We start from the raw sequence: 17608 nt of genomic DNA on the forward strand, positions 1-17608 counted from the left end.
ATACCTTGCAGATGTGCGAGGGGACTTGCTCCCGATAGCGCCACTCCAGTGACCCTGAAACCAAAGAAAAAGCCCTGATCTCTCGATCAGGGCTTTTTCATTTACAGGCCGTTTTTAGCCTTGAACTCCCGACGCCTGCGGTGCAACACCGGCTCGGTGTAACCATTGGGCTGTTTGGTCCCTTCAATCACCAGTTCCACCGCGGCCTGAAACGCGATGTTGCTGTCGAAGTCCGGCGCCAACGGCCGGTACAGCGCATCCCCGGCATTCTGGCGGTCCACCACCGGCGCCATGCGCTTGAGGCTTTCCAGCACCTGGGCTTCGCTGACGATGCCGTGGCGCAGCCAGTTGGCAATGTGCTGGCTGGAAATACGCAGGGTGGCGCGGTCTTCCATCAGGCCAACATCGTTGATGTCCGGCACTTTGGAGCAGCCCACACCCTGGTCGATCCAGCGCACCACGTAACCGAGGATGCCCTGGGCGTTGTTGTCCAGTTCGTTGCGGATTTCTTCGTCGGACCAATCGGTAGAGCCGGCCAGCGGAATCGTCAGGATATCGTCCACCGAGGCGCGTTCGCGCTGGGCAAGTTCCACCTGGCGGGCGAATACGTCGACCTTGTGATAGTGCAACGCATGCAGGGCGGCGGCGGTTGGCGACGGCACCCAGGCGGTGTTGGCACCGGCCAGGGGGTGAGCGATTTTCTGTTCGAGCATGGCGGCCATCAGGTCGGGCATGGCCCACATGCCTTTGCCGATCTGGGCGCGGCCCTGCAGGCCGGCGCGCAGGCCAATGTCGACGTTCCAGTTTTCGTAGGCGCCGATCCATTTTTCCGCTTTCATGGCGGCCTTGCGCACCATCGCGCCGGCTTCCATGGAGGTGTGGATTTCATCGCCGGTGCGGTCGAGGAAGCCGGTGTTGATGAACACCACGCGCTCGCTGGCCGCCTGGATGCAGGCCTTGAGGTTGACCGTGGTGCGGCGCTCCTCGTCCATGATCCCGACCTTGAGGGTGTTGCGTGGCAGGTTCAGCACGTCTTCGATGCGACCGAACAGCTCGTTGGTGAACGCCACTTCTTCGGGGCCATGCATCTTCGGTTTGACGATGTACACCGAGCCGGTACGGCTGTTGCTGCGGCTGCTGTTGCCGTTGAGGCTGTGGATCGCCGCCAGGCTGGTGAGCAGGCCGTCGAGAATGCCTTCGGGCACTTCGTTGCCGTGTTTGTCGAGGATCGCGTCGATGGTCATCAGATGACCGACGTTGCGCACGAACAGCAGCGAACGGCCGTGCAGCGTTACGTCCTCGCCGTGCACGCCGGTGTAGACGCGGTCGGGGTTCATGGTGCGGGTGAAGGTGGTCCCGCCCTTGGCGACTTCTTCAGCCAGGTCGCCCTTCATCAGGCCGAGCCAGTTGCGGTAGATCACCACTTTATCGTCGGCATCGACGGCGGCGACGGAGTCTTCGCAGTCCATGATGGTGGTGAGTGCGGCTTCCATCAGGATGTCTTTGATGCCGGCGGCATCGGTCTGGCCAACCGGGGTGCTGGCGTCGATCTGGATTTCGAAATGCAGGCCGTTGTTTTTCAGCAGGATTGCAATCGGCGCGGCTGCCGGGCCCTGGAAGCCAATGAGCTGGGCATCGTCGCGCAGGCCACTGTTGCTGCCGCCTTTAAGGGCCACGATGAGCACGCCATCGACGATTTTGTAGCCGGTGGACTCGGCATGGCTGCCGGCGCTGAGTGGCGCAGCCTGGTCAAGGAAGGCGCGGGCGAAGGCGATGACCTTGTCGCCACGCACCTTGTTGTAACCCTTGCCCTTCTCGGCGCCGTCGGCTTCGCTGATGGCGTCGGTGCCATAGAGCGCGTCGTACAGCGAACCCCAGCGGGCGTTGGAGGCGTTGAGGGCAAAGCGCGCGTTCATTACCGGCACCACCAGCTGCGGGCCGGCCATGCGGGCGATTTCGTCGTCGACGTTTTCAGTGGTGGCCTGGAAGTCTGCGACTTCCGGCAGCAGGTAGCCGATCTCTTGCAGGAAGGCTTTATAGGCCACCGCGTCGTGGGCCTGGCCGGCGTGAGCCTGGTGCCAGGCGTCGATCTGCGCCTGGAAATCGTCGCGTTTGGCGAGCAGGGCCTTGTTCTTCGGCGCAAGGTCGTGAATGACCTGGTCGGCGCCGGCCCAGAACTGCTCGGCCGTGAGGCCGGTGCCGGGAATCGCTTCGTTGTTGACGAAGTCGAACAGGACTTTGGCGACCTGCAGGCCACCGACTTGAACGTGTTCAGTCATTGCTTGCCTCACTCTGCGGAGCTTATGCGCTTAATCTGATGATCATTATGTAGTGCCCGGTTGGGCATACTACATGATGACTTGTGCTTGTGAATATCAGACTCAATACGTCGTTTAGCGACCCATTTTGATCATGCGGTCACAGCGAAGAGCCGGATGTTCTCAAGAAACCGTTGGATTGTTCCAGATAAAAATAAAAATGGTACACGATTTGTTTTCGAGGGCCTGCGGGTCCACTTTGTAGATTGATTTCCAGAGGGCTTCGCCATGGACCATCTTGTACTCACAATTATCGCCGCCGACAAACCCGGCCTCGTCGAACGCATCGCGCAGAACATTGCCGCCCACGGTGGCAACTGGCTGGAAAGCCGCATGGCGCATATGGCCGGGCAGTTTGCCGGGATTCTGCGGGTGAGCGTGCCGGCCGAGAGCCGACAGGCGCTGGTGGGCGCGCTGGAGGACCTGTCCACCCATGGCATTCGTGTGCTGGTGGGCGAGGGCAGCAGCGGGCAGGCGTCGACGTCCAAGTCGATTGTGATGACGCTGCTGGGCAATGACCGCTCGGGCATCGTGCGCGAGATTACCGCGCTGCTCAGCCGCCAGGGCGTCAACCTGGAGCGCCTGAGCACCGATGTGCGCCCGGCGCCCATGAGTGGCGACCCGCTGTTCAGTGCCGAAGCCCTGCTGCAGGTGCCGTCCGGTTTGTCCCTGGAAACCCTGCAGGAATCCCTGGAGACCCTCGCCGATGACTTGATGGTGGAGCTGCGCAGCGAGGAGTGATCAGCGTTTGCGCGCATTCAACCCGATATCCACGCTGTACACCGCCAGCCCGGCCCAGATGAACGCGAAGGCAATCAGCGTGGCCGGCGCCAGGTGCTCGCCGAACAGCAGCACGGCCTGGAGCAGCACCAGAGTGGGCGCTATGTACTGCAAAAAACCCAAGGTGGTGTAGGGCAGATGCCGTGCGGCGGCGTTGAAACACACCAGCGGCACCAGCGTGACCGGACCGGCTGCGACCAGCCACCAGGCTTCGGATGTGCTCCAGAATGCCATCTGCGCGCTGTGGGCCGAAGGGTTGAACAGCAACCACGCCACGGCAATCGGCACCAGCATCCAGGTTTCCACCACCAGCCCCGGCAGCGCCTTGACCGGCGCCTGCTTGCGGATCAGCCCGTAGAAACCGAAGGTCAGCGCCAGCACCAGCGACACCCACGGTAAACTGCCGACCTGCCACACCTGCTGCGCCACACCCACCGCCGCCAGGCCCACGGCCACCCATTGCAGGCGGCGCAGGCGCTCGCCGAGGATCAGCATGCCCAGCAGCACATTCACCAGTGGGTTGATGTAGTAACCCAGGCTTGCTTCGAGCATGCGCCCGCTGTTCACCGACCACACATAAGTCAGCCAGTTGGCCGCAATCAACGAACCGCTGAGGGCCAGGATCGCCAGGCGCCTGGGGTTGTCGCGCAGCTCGCGCCACCAGCCCGGGTGTTTCCACACCATCAGCAACAAACCGCCGAACAGCGCCGACCACAACACCCGGTGCACGATGATCTCGGCGGCGGGCACGCTGGCGATGGCTTTGAAGTAGAGCGGGAACAGGCCCCAGATGATGTAGGCGCTAAGGCCCAGGATGTACCCCTTGCGGGGGTTGGCGGCGTGCATGCGGAATCCTTGCTCGGGCAACTGACAAAGGCGTGATTGTAAGGATATTTGTCAGCCTGGGGGATTGGCTTTGCTTTATGTGCGAGGGGACTTGCTCTCGATAGCGGTGTGACAGCCAATCCCGCTTTAGCTGACACACCGTCATCGGGAGCACGCCCCCTCCCACCGGTTAAAACAGCTTCAGGGGTTCTTCGTTGAGCGCCGACAGTTGCTCGCGCAACGCCAGCACCTGGTCGCCCCAATAACGCTCGCTGCCGAACCAGGGGAAACTGTGGGGGAACGCCGGGTCGTCCCAACGCCGGGCCAGCCAGGCGCTGTAGTGCATCAGGCGCAGGGCGCGCAGGGGTTCGATCAGCGCCAGTTCGCGGGGGTCGAAGTCATGGAATTCCTGATAGCCATCCATCAATTCCGACAGTTGCCCCAGGCATTCCTGGCGATCACCGGCGAGCATCATCCACAGGTCCTGCACCGCCGGGCCCATGCGGCAGTCGTCCAGGTCGACGATGTGGAACATTTCGTCACGGCACATCATATTGCCGGGGTGGCAATCGCCGTGCATGCGGATGTTCTTGTGCGGCGTGGCCTTGTACACCTCTTCCACGCGCTTGAGCAGGTCGCGGGCGACCGACTCGTAGGCGGGCAGCAGGCTTTTGGGGATGAAGTTGCCTTCGAGCAGGGTGGTGAGGGAGTCGTGGCCGAAGTTCTTCACACCCAGGGCTTCGCGGTGTTCGAACGGGCGGGTTGAGCCCACCGCATGCAGTCGGCCGAGCAGTTGCCCAAGGCGGTGCAGTTGATCAAGGTTGCCCGGCTCCGGCGCGCGGCCACCCCGGCGTGGAAACAGCGTGAAGCGGAACCCGGCGTGTTCGAACAGGCTTTCACCGTTGTGGATCATCGGCGCAACCACCGGCACGTCGCACTCGGCCAGCTCGAAGGTGAAGCGGTGTTCCTCGAGGATCGCCTCGCTGGTCCAGCGCTGCGGCCGATAGAACTTGGCGATCAGCGGCTCGCTGTCTTCGATGCCCACCTGATACACGCGGTTTTCGTAGCTGTTGAGCGCCAGCACGCGCGCATCGCTGAGAAAACCGATGCTTTCGACGGCGTCGAGGACCAGGTCGGGGGTGAGTGTTTCAAACGGGTGGGCCATGCGAACTCCTGCGCGCAGCAGGGCGCCGCGTCGGGCCTCGTATGGTAGCGCACCGGGACTGGGATAGGTGGTTGTCTGTGGCGAGCAGGCTTGTCCTGCGTTGGGGTGCGAAGCAGCCCCCAATTCAGCAAAACGCGGTGTACCTGATACGGCTCAGAGCCTGGCTTTGGGGCTGCTGCGCAGCCCAACGCAGGACAAGCCTGCTCGCCACAGTAAGCCTGCTCGCCACAGGGTTTTTGGGTTGGCTGAAATCAAGGTAGGCGGCTGTAGCGGTCAGGCGCCGACAATGCCCCCATCGTCGCGCCGGATCGCGACCACGGAGGACCGCGGCTTGCCATTGGGCAGATGCTCCGGCCAGGTCGAGCCGCCGGTTTCGCCTGGATGCTGAATCCCCACGAACAGCGTTTTCTGATCCGGCGAAAAGCTGATGCCCGTCACCTCGCACGCCACCGGCCCGACCATGAAGCGGCGGATCTCGCCGGTATTCGGGTCGGCGCAGAGCATCTGGTTATTGCCCATGCCCGCGAAGTCGCCGGCATTGCTGTAGTCGCCATCGGTGAGGATCCACAAGCGCCCGGCCTTGTCGAACCCCAGGCCATCGGGGCTGTTGAACATGTTCTGCGGGTTGATGTTGGACGAACCGCCCTTGGGCTGGCCGGCGTGCACGCCGGGGTTGCCGGCGACCACAAACAGGTCCCAGCTGAATGTGCTGCTGCCATGGTTATCGGCATCGGCCTTCCAGCGCAGAATCTGGCCATACACGTTTTTCTCGCGCGGGTTGGGCCCGCCCACCGGCTGGCCGTCTTCGCCGCGCTTGGCGTTGTTGGTGAGGGTGCAGTAGACCTGGCCGTCCGTGGTGCTCACCACGATCCATTCCGGGCGATCCATGCGTGTGGCCTTGACGATGCTGGCGGCCAGGCGTGCGTGGATCAGCACTTCGGCCTGGCTGGCAAACCCGCTGCTGGCGTCGATGCCGTTTTTACCGTGGGTCAGCTCGACCCATTGGCCCTTGCCCCTTGGATGATCCGCATCGCCATCGCCTGCGTCGAAGATCGCCACGTACAAGGTGCCGTGGTCGAGCAGGTCTCTGTTGGCCTTGGGGTTATCGTGGATGATCGGGTCGCGGCTGATGAATTTGTAGATGAATTCGCCGCGCTCGTCGTCGCCCATGTACACCACGGCGCGGCCATCGCGGGTTTCGGCCAGGGCCGCGTTTTCGTGCTTGAAGCGGCCCAGGGCAGTGCGCTTGACCGGGGTGGATTGCGGGTCGAACGGGTCAATCTCCACCACCCAGCCGTGGCGATTGAGTTCGTTGGGGTTTTTGGCCATGTCGAAACGCGGGTCATGGGGGTGCCAGTTGATTTCTTTGCTGGCGGCGACCACGCCGTAGCGTTTTTGCGCGGCATCGAAGCTCTGCTGCGGGTTGCTGCTGCCGAAACAGTCGGTGAAATTTTCTTCGCAGGTCAGGTACGTGCCCCATGGAGTCTTGCCGTTGGCGCAGTTCTGGAAGGTGCCGAGGACTTTTTTGCCGGTGTTGTCGGCGCTGGTTTTCAGCCAGGCGTGGCCGGCGGCGGGGCCGCTCAGGCGGATCGGCGAGTTGCCGTGGATGCGTCGGTTGTAGCGCGAGTCCTGAACGAACTGCCAGGTGTCGCCGCTGCGCCGCACCTCGATCACCGACACGCCTTCGCTGGCCAAGGCCTTGCGCACGTCTTCGGCCGACTGCGGCGCGCCGCCGTGGGCATAGAGGTAGCGGTAGTTGGTGTACTCGTTGTTGATCGCCAGCAGCGCGCGGTTGTCGTCGCCGGGAAAGGCGAACAGGCTCATGCCGTCGTTGTTGTCGCCGAACTGCTGTTCCTGGGCCTTGGCGCTGCCGTTGCCGGACGGGTCGAACGCCGGCGCGTGCCTGCTCAGCGGCTGGCCCCAGCTGATCAGCACCGAAGCGTTGTAACCCGGCGGCAGGGTGATGGTGTCGCGGGTATCGGCGGCGATGCCGGCAAAGCCCAGCAGCGGGCTGGCGGAGGCGGCGTTGACCGCGAGGGCGCTGCGGCTGAGCAGGTTGCCGCCGAGGAACATCGCGGCCCCGCACAGGGCGCCGGCGCCGATAAAGCGGCGGCGGGTGAGGCCGACCATCTGTTCAAGGTCGGTGGCTTGGTTTTCTTCTAATAGGTTCATTGCAGGCTCCCAGCGGTTTTTGCAGACACCTTAAGGAGCGCGCGTGACGAAATTGTTGCAGATTGAAGACGGTCAGCCCCTACGCGGGCGTGCCGAGCAGGACATTGCCGGGCGCGAACTGCACCTGGATCGGCTGGCCTGCGACGGCATCGAGTGCCTTGAGCGCGGCGGGCTGCGCCAGGGCGCACAACACCGGGCCATTGGGCAGGAGGATGCGCACTTCGCTGGGGCCGTCATCGGCGTCGAGAATCGTCTCGATTCTACCGCTCAGGCAATTGTGTCCAGGTGTTGCGGCGTGCTCCGTTGCCAGCAGTTCCAGCCAACCGGCCTTGATCAGGGCCACCACTTCCACGCCTGGCTCCAGCTCCAGCCGTTGTGTGCTGTCGTGGGTGATGCGCGCGTCCAGAGTGAGCCCGCCGGGCAGTTCCAGGCGAATCAGGTCGTTACGGCCCTGGGCCTGGATGGCGATGACCTGGCCGTGCAACTGGTTGCGCGCGCTGGTGCGCAACATCAAGCGTCCCAGCAGGTTGAAGTCGCGGGCGGCCTCGTCCGAACCGAGCACTTCGGCCTGCAAGGCCTGCAAGCGCTGATAGAGGCGCAATACGCGCTCGCCTTCAAGCGTCAGCCTGGCGCCGCCACCGCCCTTGCCGCCGACGCTGCGTTCCACCAACGGCTTTTGCGCGAGGTTATTGAGTTCATCAATTGCGTCCCAGGCGGCCTTGTAACTCAAACCGGCCGCTTTGGCGGCGCGGGTGATGGAGCCCTGCTCGGCAATATGCCCGAGCAGGGCAATGCGTTGCGGGCGGCGGATGATGTGCTTGCTGAGAGAGGTGGGCAGAGACATGGGCACACGCTGCAGTGGGATGAGCGGACGTTGCCGCCGTGGCGCATGAGAGTCAAGCGCCGGGCTTGGGCGTACGGGCCAGGCAGTACACGTCGACCCGGCGTGCGCCGGCGCCCATCAACAGCCGCGCCAGGCTGTGGGCGGTGGCGCCGGTGGTGAGGACGTCGTCCACCAGCGCCAGGTGACGGCCTTGCACCTGGGCGCCGGGGGCCAGGGTAAAGGCGCGCAGCAGATTGCGTTTGCGGGTTTTGCCGTCGAGGTCCTGCTGGGCCACGGTTTCGAAGGGCCGCAGCAGCAGGTGGGGGTCGCAGGGGATGTCGAGGTCGGTGCTGAGCCAGCGCGCCAGCATTAGCGCCTGGTTGTAGCCGCGCTCGCGCAAGCGCCTGGGCGCCATGGGCACCGGCAGCAGGCAGTCGGGGCGCGTGAGTTCGGTGGTGTCGAAGCGGTGTTGCAGATAGACCCCGAACAAGCGCCCCAGCATGTGCCCGAGGGGCCAGCGGGCCTGGTGCTTGAAGCGACTGATCAGGGTGTCGACGGGAAAGCTGAACGTCCAGGGCGCGATCACGTGTTTAAACGCCGGCGGTTGCGTGTGGCATTGGCCGCATATCAGGCCGTCCATCGGCAGGGGCAGGGCGCAGACTTCGCATGCATCCATCAGCCAGGGCAGCTCGGTTTCGCAGGCGTTGCACACACAATCGATGGATTGGGTCGCTTCATCGCAGACTAAACAGGTTTGGTTGTTTTTTAACCAGATGTAAACTTCGTGTTTGAGGTTAAGTTGACAGTGCATGAATCTTCCTTAAATATGCCGAGCATCCGTGTCGTGCCTGTGGGTATTGCCCTTCCCGCAGCGTCTGCCCAAGCATAATCAAGGAATCGCCCATGAGCGCCAGCCTCACTGCCACTCTTCGTCACGACTGGTCTTTGGCCGAAGTCAAAGCACTGTTCGTGCAGCCTTTCAATGACCTGTTGTTCCAGGCGCAGACCGTGCACCGCGCGCATTTCGACGCCAACCGCGTGCAGGTGTCGACCCTGCTGTCGATCAAAACCGGCGCCTGCCCGGAAGATTGCAAATATTGTCCGCAGTCGGGCCACTACAACACCGGCCTGGAAAAAGAAAAGCTGATGGAAGTGCAGAAGGTCCTCGAAGAGGCCGCCCGCGCCAAGGCGATCGGGTCGACCCGCTTCTGCATGGGCGCGGCGTGGAAACACCCGTCGGCCAAGGACATGCCTTACGTGCTGGAGATGGTCAAGGGCGTAAAGGCCATGGGTCTGGAAACCTGCATGACCCTCGGCCGTCTCGACCAGGACCAGACCGAAGCACTGGCCCAGGCCGGCCTCGATTACTACAACCACAACCTGGATACGTCGCCGGAGTTCTACGGCAGCATCATCACCACCCGCACCTATGGCGAGCGCCTGCAAACCCTGGCCTACGTGCGCGATTCGGGGATGAAGATCTGTTCCGGCGGCATCCTCGGCATGGGCGAGTCCCTCGACGACCGCGCCAACCTGCTGATCCAGCTGGCCAACCTGCCGGAGCATCCGGAGTCGGTGCCGATCAACATGCTGGTGAAAGTGGCCGGCACACCGCTGGAAAACGCCGAGGACATCGATCCGTTCGATTTTATCCGCATGCTCGCCGTGGCCCGCATCCTGATGCCGCAGTCCCATGTGCGGCTGTCGGCCGGCCGTGAGGCGATGAACGAGCAGATGCAGGCGCTGGCGTTTTTTGCCGGGGCCAACTCGATCTTCTACGGCGACAAACTGCTGACCACCGCCAACCCGCAGGCGGACAAGGACATGCAGCTGTTCTCGCGCCTGGGGATTTTGCCTGAGGCCCGTGAAGAGCACGCCGATGAAGTGCACCAGGCGGCGATTGAGCAGGCGCTGGTGGAGCAGAAGAGCAGCGAGCAGTTCTATAACGCTGCTGTTTGATTGATTGAAATGAGAGACCAGTGTGGGAGGGGGCTTGCTCCCGATGAGGGCGTGTCAGTCGGTACATGCATTGACTGATACACCGCTATCGGGAGCAAGCCCCCTCCCACAGTTTTGGCCGAGTTGAATCTGATAAAACCGAGGCCTCATGTCCTTCGATCTCGCCGCGCGCCTTGCTGCCCGCCGTGCCGAACACCTCTATCGCCAGCGCCCGTTGCTGCAGAGCCCGCAAGGGCCGCAGGTAGTGGTCGACGGTCAGCCGTTGCTCGCCTTTTGCAACAACGACTACCTGGGCCTGGCCAATCACCCGCAAGTGATCGAAGCCTGGCGTGCCGGTGCGTCGCGCTGGGGCGTGGGCGGCGGCGCTTCGCACCTGGTGGTGGGCCATGCCACGCCGCACCATGAACTGGAAGAAGCGCTGGCCGACCTTACTGGTCGCCCACGTGCGCTGTTGTTCACCACCGGCTACATGGCCAACCTCGGCGCGGTCACGGCGTTGGTGGGGCAGGGCGATACGGTGCTTGAGGACCGTCTCAACCATGCCTCGCTGCTGGATGCCGGTCTGTTGTCCGGCGCGCGCTTCAATCGCTACCTGCACAACGATGCCCAGAGCCTGGCCAAGCGCCTGGAGAAAGCCACCGGCAATACGCTGGTGGTCACCGATGGCGTGTTCAGCATGGACGGCGACCTGGCCGACCTGCCCGCGCTGGCCCGTGCAACCCGCGCCAAAGGTGCCTGGTTGATGGTGGACGACGCCCATGGCTTTGGTCCGCTGGGCGCCAACGGTGGTGGCATCGTTGAGCATTTCGGCTTGAGCCAGGAGGACGTGCCGGTGCTGGTCGGCACCCTGGGCAAGGCGTTCGGCACCGCCGGCGCGTTTGTGGCGGGCAGTGAGGAACTGATCGAAAGCCTGATCCAGTTCGCCCGGCCGTATATCTACACCACCAGCCAACCGCCGGCGCTGGCCTGCGCCACGCTTAAAAGCCTTGAGCTGTTGCGCACCGAGCATTGGCGGCGTGAGCACCTCAACGGGCTGATCCGCCAGTTCCGCCGGGGGGCCGAGCAGATGGGCCTGGCGCTGATGGACAGTTTCACGCCGATCCAGCCGATCCTGATTGGCGACAGCGCCAAGGCCATGCGCCTGTCGCAGCGGCTGCGCGAGCGCGGCATCATGGTGACCGCCATCCGCCCGCCCACCGTGCCCGCCGGCAGCGCCCGGTTGCGCGTGACGTTGACGGCAGCCCACAGCGAGGCGCAGGTGCAACAGCTGCTTGACGCATTGGAAGCGTGTTTCTGCCTGGAGGCCGAGCATGCGTGACCGCCTGATTCTGCTGCCCGGCTGGGGCCTTGGCGTGTCGCCGCTGGAACCGCTGGCCGCCGCCCTGCGGGGCCTGAACGCCCATCTGCAGGTACAGGTCGAGCCGCTGCCGACGCTGGCGTCCAGCAACCTCGACGAATGGCTGGACGAACTCGATGCCACGCTGCCGGACAACGCCTGGCTGGGCGGCTGGTCGCTGGGCGGCATGCTCGCCTCGGAACTGGCGGCGCGGCGCGGTGAGCGCTGCTGCGGCGTGCTGACGCTGGCGAGCAACCCGTGTTTTGTCGCCCACGATGGCTGGCCTCACGGCATGCCCGCCGAGACCTTCGATGCGTTCCTCGCGGGCTGCCACGCCGATTCCCAGGTCACCCTCAAACGCTTTGGCCTGTTGTGTGCCAAGGGCTGCGCGGACCCTCGCGGGCTGTCGCGCTTGTTGGTCAGTGGCGCGCCGCATAGTGCCCCCGGTGTGCTGATGCCGGGCCTGGAGCTGCTCGCCCAAATGGACACCCGCGCCGCCTTGCAGGGATTTCGCGGGCCGCAGTTGCACCTGTTTGGCGGTCTTGACGAACTGGTGCCTGCCGAAGCTGCCGGCCAATTGCTGGCGTTGCTCCCCGATGTGGAAATCGGCCTGATTGAACAGGCCGGTCACGCTTTTCTTCTGGAGGACCCCCACGGTGTCGCGGGGGCCATCCAGGCTTTTTTGCACGAGTGCGTTGATGACTGATCTCTCCCATCCTGCCTTGCCGGGCGCCTTGCCGGACAAGCGCGAGGTCGCCGCCTCTTTTTCCCGCGCCGCTGCCAGCTACGACAGCGTGGCCGAGCTGCAGCGTGCCGTAGGGCATGCGCTGCTGGCTCGTGTGCCGTCTGCCTGCGCGCCACAACGCTGGCTGGACATGGGCTGCGGCACCGGCTATTTCAGCCGTGTGCTGGGCGAGCTCTGGCCTGCCAGTGAAGGCATCGCGCTGGACATTGCCCAAGGCATGCTCAACCACGCGCGGCCGCTGGGTGGCGCCTCTCACTTCATCGCCGGTGATGCCGAACGCTTGCCGCTCAAGGCTGACAGTGTGCAGCTGCTCTTCTCCAGCCTTGCGGTGCAATGGTGTGGCAATTTCGAGGCGGTGCTCGGTGAGGCATCGCGCGTGCTGCAACCGGGCGGGGTGCTGGCCTTTGCCAGCTTGTGCGTGGGTACGCTGGATGAGTTGCGCGAAAGCTGGCGCGCTGCCGATGGCATGGTTCATGTGAATCGCTTCCGCCCGTTCGAGGCCTATCAACGCTTGTGTGCGGCCAGTGGCTTGCGGGTGGTGAGCCTGGAGCGGCGCCCCCATGTGTTGCACTACCCGGATGTGCGCAGCCTGACCCACGAACTGAAGGCGCTGGGGGCACATAACCTGAACCCGGGCCGTCCGGGCGGCCTGACCGGCCGCGCGCGGATGGTTGCGCTGGTGGACGCTTACGAGCAGTTTCGTCAGGCCCCGGGCCTGCCGGCCACTTATCAAGTGGTGTACGCCGTACTGGAGAAACCTTGATGAGCGCTGCGTATTTCATCACCGGCACCGACACCGATGTCGGCAAGACCACCGTTGCCGCCGGCCTGCTGCATGCCGCGCGCCGGGCCGGTAAAAGCACCGCTGCGGGCAAGCCGGTGGCGTCGGGTTGTGAGGTCACTGACGAAGGCTTGCGCAATGCCGATGCCCTGGCGTTGCTGGCCGAATGTTCCGTGCCGCTGAGCTATGCCGAGGTCAACCCGGTGGCCTTCGAGCCGGCCATCGCGCCGCATCTGGCGGCGCGCGAGGCGGGTGTGGCATTGACGGTGCCGTCGTTGCTCGGGCCGATGCAGCAAATTCTTGCGCGACAGGCGGATTTCACCTTGATCGAAGGCGCGGGCGGCTGGCGCGTACCCCTGGCGGACCAGGAAAACCTCTCGGACCTGGCCATGGCGCTCAAGCTGCCGGTGATTCTGGTGGTGGGCGTGCGTCTTGGCTGCATCAGCCATGCGCTGCTGACGGCCGAAGCAATTGCGCGGGACGGTTTGACGCTGGCGGGATGGGTGGCCAATATCATCGACCCGGCGACCTCCCGTCTGGAAGAGAACCTCGCCACCTTGGCCGAGCGCCTGCCGGCGCCTTGCCTGGGGCGCGTGCCGAAACTCACGCACGCCGGGGCTGAAGCGGTCGCCGACTACCTGCATTTGCACCTGCTTGACTGATTTTGGCTATCAGCAGGCATTGTGCCATTAGTGTTTTTAGCGGGCCTTTTGCCAGATTGTCTGCTTCAATTCAGCTTCACGATTCTCTAAAGGCAGGCCTACGCCATGGAAATCTCTGGAAGCAGCGCGTTTTACTCGGGACTGAGCAGCATTCAGGCCGGGCAAAGCCGTGTCGACCAGGCCGCCGGCAAGATCGCCAGCGCCGCCACCACTCAGCCTTCGGCCGCGCAAAGCGACCGTCTGCAAGCCAACGACCGTGCCCAGGCAACCAATTCGGCGAGCAACATGGTTGAAATGGCCCAAGGTAAATTTCAAGTGGAGCTGGGCGTCAAAGTCGCCAAGGCTTCGGATGAAATGTTGGGCAGCCTGATCGACACTTACGCCTAGTCATTGAACAGCTGAGAGGGGGGTTGCTCCCGATAGCGGTGGGTCAGTCATTGGATGTACGACTGATGTATTCGCCATCGGGAGCAAACCCCCTCTCACATTTGGCGCGGTTTTATCCTGATCATCTCTACACTCAATTTGACGCAGTGGCTTTGCGTGCGCTTCGTCGTGCCTTGCGCTTGGGTGCGTCAAGACAAACGGTGCCCGGACGACCCTTGACAACCCCAGGTCGTAAACGTATGTTTCAAACACCTGTTTGACCGCCCTGGCACTTCCGCGCGGTTTGTTCATCCCAGATTCATCAGCAGAGGTTTATCGCTATGCCTGACTACAAGGCCCCCTTGCGTGATATTCGCTTCGTTCGTGACGAACTGCTCGGCTATGAAGCGCACTATCAAAGCCTGCCGGCTTGCCAGGACGCTACGCCGGACATGGTGGACGCCATCCTCGAAGAAGGCGCCAAGTTCTGTGAGCAGGTGCTGGCCCCGCTGAACCGTGTGGGCGACATCGAAGGCTGCACCTGGAGTGAGTCAGGCGTTAAGACCCCGACTGGTTTCAAGGAAGCCTACAAGCAGTTCGTCGAAGGCGGCTGGCCGAGCCTGGCCCACGATGTGGAGCACGGTGGCCAGGGCCTGCCGGAATCCCTGGGCCTGGCGGTGAGCGAAATGGTTGGCGAGGCCAACTGGTCGTGGGGCATGTACCCGGGCCTGTCCCATGGTGCGATGAACACCATCTCCGAGCACGGTACCCCCGAACAGCAAGAGGCTTACCTGACCAAACTGGTGTCGGGCGAGTGGACTGGCACCATGTGCCTGACCGAACCGCATTGCGGCACCGACCTGGGCATGCTGCGCACCAAGGCCGAGCCTCAGGCCGACGGTTCGTACAAAGTCTCGGGCACCAAGATCTTTATCTCGGCCGGTGAACACGACATGGCCGACAACATCGTCCATATCGTACTGGCCCGCCTGCCGGACGCACCGGCCGGCACCAAAGGCATCTCGCTGTTTATCGTGCCCAAGTTCATTCCAGATGCAGACGGCGCCATTGGCGCGCGCAACGCAGTGAGCTGTGGCTCCCTGGAACACAAGATGGGCATTCACGGCAACGCCACCTGCGTGATGAACTTCGACGCGGCCACCGGTTACCTGATCGGCCCGCCGAACAAAGGCCTGAACTGCATGTTCACCTTTATGAACACCGCTCGCCTGGGCACCGCGCTGCAAGGCCTGGCCCACGCCGAAATCGGCTTCCAGGGTGGCTTGAAATACGCCCGTGATCGCCTGCAGATGCGCTCCCTCACCGGCCCGAAAGCGCCGGAAAAGGCTGCCGACCCGATCATCGTGCACCCCGACGTGCGCCGCATGCTGCTGACCATGAAAGCCTTCGCCGAAGGCAACCGCGCGATGGTGTACTTCACCGCCAAGCAGGTCGACATCGTTAAATACGGCACCGACGACGAAGCCAAAAAACAGGCTGATGGCCTGCTGGCCTTCATGACGCCGATCGCCAAGGCGTTCATGACCGAAGTCGGTTTTGAATCGGCCAACCACGGCGTGCAGATCTACGGCGGCCACGGCTTTATCGCCGAGTGGGGCATGGAGCAGAACGTGCGCGACAGCCGCATTTCGATGCTGTACGAAGGCACCACCGGTATCCAGGCGCTGGACCTGCTCGGCCGTAAAGTGCTGATGACCCAGGGCGAAGCGCTCAAGGGCTTTACCAAAATCGTGCACAAGTTCTGCCAGGCCAACGAAGGGGTTGAGGCGGTGCAAGAGTTCGTGACGCCGCTGGCGGCGCTGAACAAGGAGTGGGGCGAGTTGACCATGAAGGTCGGCATGGCCGCGATGAAAGACCGTGAAGAAGTCGGCGCCGCTTCGGTGGACTACCTGATGTACTCCGGTTACGCGTGCCTGGCCTACTTCTGGGCCGACATGGCGCGAGTGGCGGCTGAGAAACTGGCGGCCGGTACCAGCGACGAGGCGTTCTACACCGCCAAATTGCAGACCGCGCGCTTCTACTTCCAGCGCATCCTGCCGCGTACCCGTACCCACGTGGCTACTATGCTGTCGGGCGCCAACAACCTGATGGACATGAAAGAAGAGCACTTCGGCCTGGCTTACTAAGCCTTCGAAGTTTTCTGAAACCGCCGCCCTCAGGGGCGGCGGTTTTTTTGTGGGAGGAAACAAGCCCCTCCCCATTCGGTTGATGTTGAATACAGAAAAAACGGAGTCACGTTCAGGGATTGCAACCTTCTGCCGTTAAAGTGATGGCAATTTGATGCATGCACCGCGGAATGTGATTAACTGTCGCCGCCGTGTCTCGATGCCATCCTCCATTTGCGGGTCGGAGCTCAACCCTTGTCACGCGTGTCCGCAGTGCGCTTCAGTCACTTTCTGCCCTCATTGCTGCTGTTGCTGGCGGGGCTTTCGGCTGCGTACCTGAAGGACCTCAATGTGTTCTTCACCTCGCTGTTCAACGTGCTGCCGACCCTGGTGCTGCTGCTGGGCGGCGCGTACTGCGCGGTCTATCGCCGCCAGCGCGAACTGTTCCTGATGATCACCGTGTACATCGTGTATTTCCTGCTCGACACCCAGACCGACTTCTACCGCGACAACGGCCGCGTGCGCGCAGACGCGGCGGTGGTGTTTCATCTGTGTTGTCTGCTGCTGCCGTTGCTGTTCAGCATTTACGCGCTGTGGCAGGAAAAGACCCACCTGTTTCGCGATTTCATCGCACGCTGCGCAGTGTTGCTGGCGCTGGGCAGCGTGGCGCTGGCCCTTGAACAACGTTATCCCCAGGGGCTGCTGGACTGGCTGGCGGAGATTCGCTGGCCAATGCTGCATGGCACCTGGATGAGCCTGATCCAGCTGGCGTACCCGATGTTCCTGGTGGGTTTCGTCACCCTGGCCGCCCAGTACTGGTATCAGCCGCGCCCCTTGCATGCAGCGCAACTGGTGGGGTTGCTGGGGCTGTTCTGGATGCTGCCGCAAACGTTCATTCTGCCGTTTACCCTGAACATCATGTGCAGTCAGGTGATGCTGATGATCGCTGCCGGCGTCGCGCATGAGGCCTATCAGATGGCGTTTCGCGATGAACTGACCGGCCTGCCGGGGCGCCGCGCGCTGAACGAGCGCATGCAGCGCCTGGGGCGCAACTATGTGCTGGCAATGACCGACGTCGATCACTTCAAGCGCTTCAACGACACCCACGGCCACGATGTGGGCGACCAGGTGCTGCGCCTGGTGGCGAGCAAGCTGTCGAAGGTCAACGGCGGCGGGCGAGCCTATCGCTACGGCGGTGAAGAGTTCGCCGTGGTGTTTGCCGGCAAGACCCTGGACGAGTGCTTGCCGCACCTGGAGGAAATTCGCGAGATCGTCGCCCATTACGACATCAAGCTGCGCAACCCGGATCGGCCCAACGACGATCAACAGGGCCGCCAGCGCCGTGCGGACAGCGGTGCGTCGAGTGTGTCGGTGACCGTCAGCATCGGCGTCGCCGAACGTCAGGCCGAGCAACGCACGCCCGAAGAAGTGCTCAAATCCGCCGACCAGGCGCTGTACGCGGCCAAGGGCGCCGGGCGTAACTGCGTGGTGGCGGCCGGGCAGAACCGGCGCGGCGCGGTACGCATGGAGCGCGCTGCGGGTTGAGTAAT

The 17608-nt window shown here is 63.3% G+C and carries 15 protein-coding genes; 9 read left to right on the top strand and 6 right to left on the bottom strand.

Annotated features, from left to right (window positions below; all coding sequences use genetic code 11):
* Positions 1-101: 101 nt before the first annotated feature.
* Positions 102-2279: a malate synthase G gene (locus tag ACXX81_RS00350; RefSeq protein ID WP_209985624.1), complete on the bottom strand. Its 2178-nt coding sequence runs from the start codon at positions 2277-2279 to the stop codon at positions 102-104.
* Between the two features lie 267 nt (positions 2280-2546).
* Here ACXX81_RS00350 and ACXX81_RS00355 point away from each other — a divergent pair, with 267 nt between their 5' ends.
* Entirely contained in the window at positions 2547-3059 is a 513-nt protein-coding gene (locus tag ACXX81_RS00355) for a glycine cleavage system transcriptional repressor (protein WP_209985622.1), read from the top strand.
* On the opposite strand, the gene rarD is transcribed toward ACXX81_RS00355, so the two are convergent.
* The 5 genes from rarD to ACXX81_RS00380 all read right to left on the bottom strand — a co-directional run bounded on the left by rarD (position 3060) and on the right by ACXX81_RS00380 (position 8894).
* Positions 3060-3944, bottom strand: a complete 885-nt coding sequence (gene rarD, locus ACXX81_RS00360) for an EamA family transporter RarD (RefSeq protein ID WP_231423812.1) — start codon at positions 3942-3944, stop codon at positions 3060-3062.
* 169 nt (positions 3945-4113) lie between these two features.
* A complete protein-coding gene (locus ACXX81_RS00365; protein WP_209985616.1) occupies positions 4114-5088 on the bottom strand; it encodes a serine/threonine protein kinase in 975 nt (324 codons plus the stop codon).
* Positions 5089-5361: 273 nt separating this feature from the next.
* Positions 5362-7260 carry a PhoX family protein gene (locus ACXX81_RS00370; RefSeq protein WP_458571045.1) on the bottom strand — a complete coding sequence of 633 codons (1899 nt, stop codon included), beginning with the start codon at positions 7258-7260 and terminating at the stop codon, positions 5362-5364.
* 79 nt (positions 7261-7339) lie between these two features.
* Positions 7340-8104, bottom strand: coding sequence for a TOBE domain-containing protein (locus ACXX81_RS00375; protein ID WP_458571046.1), 765 nt, complete (start codon positions 8102-8104; stop codon positions 7340-7342).
* Positions 8105-8156: 52 nt separating this feature from the next.
* Positions 8157-8894, bottom strand: coding sequence for a ComFC family protein (locus ACXX81_RS00380; RefSeq protein ID WP_209985604.1), 738 nt, complete (start codon positions 8892-8894; stop codon positions 8157-8159).
* A gap of 92 nt (positions 8895-8986) precedes the next feature.
* Here ACXX81_RS00380 and bioB point away from each other — a divergent pair, with 92 nt between their 5' ends.
* The 8 genes from bioB (at position 8987) to ACXX81_RS00420 (ending at position 17603) form a co-directional block, all read left to right on the top strand.
* Positions 8987-10042: a biotin synthase BioB gene (gene bioB, locus ACXX81_RS00385; RefSeq protein WP_209985601.1), complete on the top strand. Its 1056-nt coding sequence runs from the start codon at positions 8987-8989 to the stop codon at positions 10040-10042.
* A 148-nt stretch (positions 10043-10190) separates the two neighbouring features.
* Entirely contained in the window at positions 10191-11360 is a 1170-nt protein-coding gene (gene bioF / locus ACXX81_RS00390; protein ID WP_458571047.1) for an 8-amino-7-oxononanoate synthase, read from the top strand.
* Positions 11353-12084, top strand: coding sequence for an alpha/beta fold hydrolase (locus ACXX81_RS00395; RefSeq protein WP_322212070.1), 732 nt, complete (start codon positions 11353-11355; stop codon positions 12082-12084). The genes bioF and ACXX81_RS00395 overlap by 8 nt, the downstream gene beginning before the upstream one ends.
* Complete coding sequence (bioC, locus tag ACXX81_RS00400; RefSeq protein WP_458571048.1) at positions 12077-12886, top strand: malonyl-ACP O-methyltransferase BioC; 810 nt, start codon at positions 12077-12079, stop codon at positions 12884-12886. The genes ACXX81_RS00395 and bioC overlap by 8 nt, the downstream gene beginning before the upstream one ends.
* A complete protein-coding gene (gene bioD, locus ACXX81_RS00405) occupies positions 12886-13566 on the top strand; it encodes a dethiobiotin synthase (RefSeq protein WP_231423817.1) in 681 nt (226 codons plus the stop codon). The genes bioC and bioD overlap by 1 nt, the downstream gene beginning before the upstream one ends.
* Positions 13567-13671: 105 nt before the next feature.
* Positions 13672-13953 (top strand): pyrroloquinoline quinone biosynthesis protein PqqE, encoded by a 282-nt coding sequence (locus tag ACXX81_RS00410; RefSeq protein ID WP_458571049.1) that lies wholly within the window; start codon positions 13672-13674, stop codon positions 13951-13953.
* A gap of 320 nt (positions 13954-14273) precedes the next feature.
* Positions 14274-16079 carry a phenylacyl-CoA dehydrogenase gene (locus ACXX81_RS00415; protein ID WP_209985584.1) on the top strand — a complete coding sequence of 602 codons (1806 nt, stop codon included), beginning with the start codon at positions 14274-14276 and terminating at the stop codon, positions 16077-16079.
* Between the two features lie 234 nt (positions 16080-16313).
* On the top strand, positions 16314-17603 hold the full coding sequence (locus ACXX81_RS00420; RefSeq protein ID WP_209985581.1) for a GGDEF domain-containing protein: 1290 nt from the start codon (positions 16314-16316) through the stop codon (positions 17601-17603).
* Positions 17604-17608: the final 5 nt, after the last annotated feature.

It is taken from the genome of Pseudomonas sp. GNP013, from assembly GCF_054343995.1.

Excerpts from the sequence above, each read along its gene's own strand:
- bioD (WP_231423817.1), top strand. The coding sequence starts at position 12,886 with ATGAGCGCTGCGTATTTCATCACCGGCACCGACACCGATGTCGGCAAG.
- bioF (WP_458571047.1), top strand. The coding sequence starts at position 10,191 with ATGTCCTTCGATCTCGCCGCGCGCCTTGCTGCCCGCCGTGCCGAACAC.
- ACXX81_RS00380 (WP_209985604.1), bottom strand. The coding sequence starts at position 8,894 with ATGCACTGTCAACTTAACCTCAAACACGAAGTTTACATCTGGTTAAAA.
- ACXX81_RS00355 (WP_209985622.1), top strand. The coding sequence starts at position 2,547 with ATGGACCATCTTGTACTCACAATTATCGCCGCCGACAAACCCGGCCTC.
- bioC (WP_458571048.1), top strand. The coding sequence starts at position 12,077 with ATGACTGATCTCTCCCATCCTGCCTTGCCGGGCGCCTTGCCGGACAAG.
- ACXX81_RS00370 (WP_458571045.1), bottom strand. The coding sequence starts at position 7,260 with ATGAACCTATTAGAAGAAAACCAAGCCACCGACCTTGAACAGATGGTC.
- rarD (WP_231423812.1), bottom strand. The coding sequence starts at position 3,944 with ATGCACGCCGCCAACCCCCGCAAGGGGTACATCCTGGGCCTTAGCGCC.
- ACXX81_RS00410 (WP_458571049.1), top strand. The coding sequence starts at position 13,672 with ATGGAAATCTCTGGAAGCAGCGCGTTTTACTCGGGACTGAGCAGCATT.
- bioB (WP_209985601.1), top strand. The coding sequence starts at position 8,987 with ATGAGCGCCAGCCTCACTGCCACTCTTCGTCACGACTGGTCTTTGGCC.
- ACXX81_RS00375 (WP_458571046.1), bottom strand. The coding sequence starts at position 8,104 with ATGTCTCTGCCCACCTCTCTCAGCAAGCACATCATCCGCCGCCCGCAA.
- ACXX81_RS00395 (WP_322212070.1), top strand. The coding sequence starts at position 11,353 with ATGCGTGACCGCCTGATTCTGCTGCCCGGCTGGGGCCTTGGCGTGTCG.
- ACXX81_RS00350 (WP_209985624.1), bottom strand. The coding sequence starts at position 2,279 with ATGACTGAACACGTTCAAGTCGGTGGCCTGCAGGTCGCCAAAGTCCTG.
- ACXX81_RS00365 (WP_209985616.1), bottom strand. The coding sequence starts at position 5,088 with ATGGCCCACCCGTTTGAAACACTCACCCCCGACCTGGTCCTCGACGCC.
- ACXX81_RS00415 (WP_209985584.1), top strand. The coding sequence starts at position 14,274 with ATGCCTGACTACAAGGCCCCCTTGCGTGATATTCGCTTCGTTCGTGAC.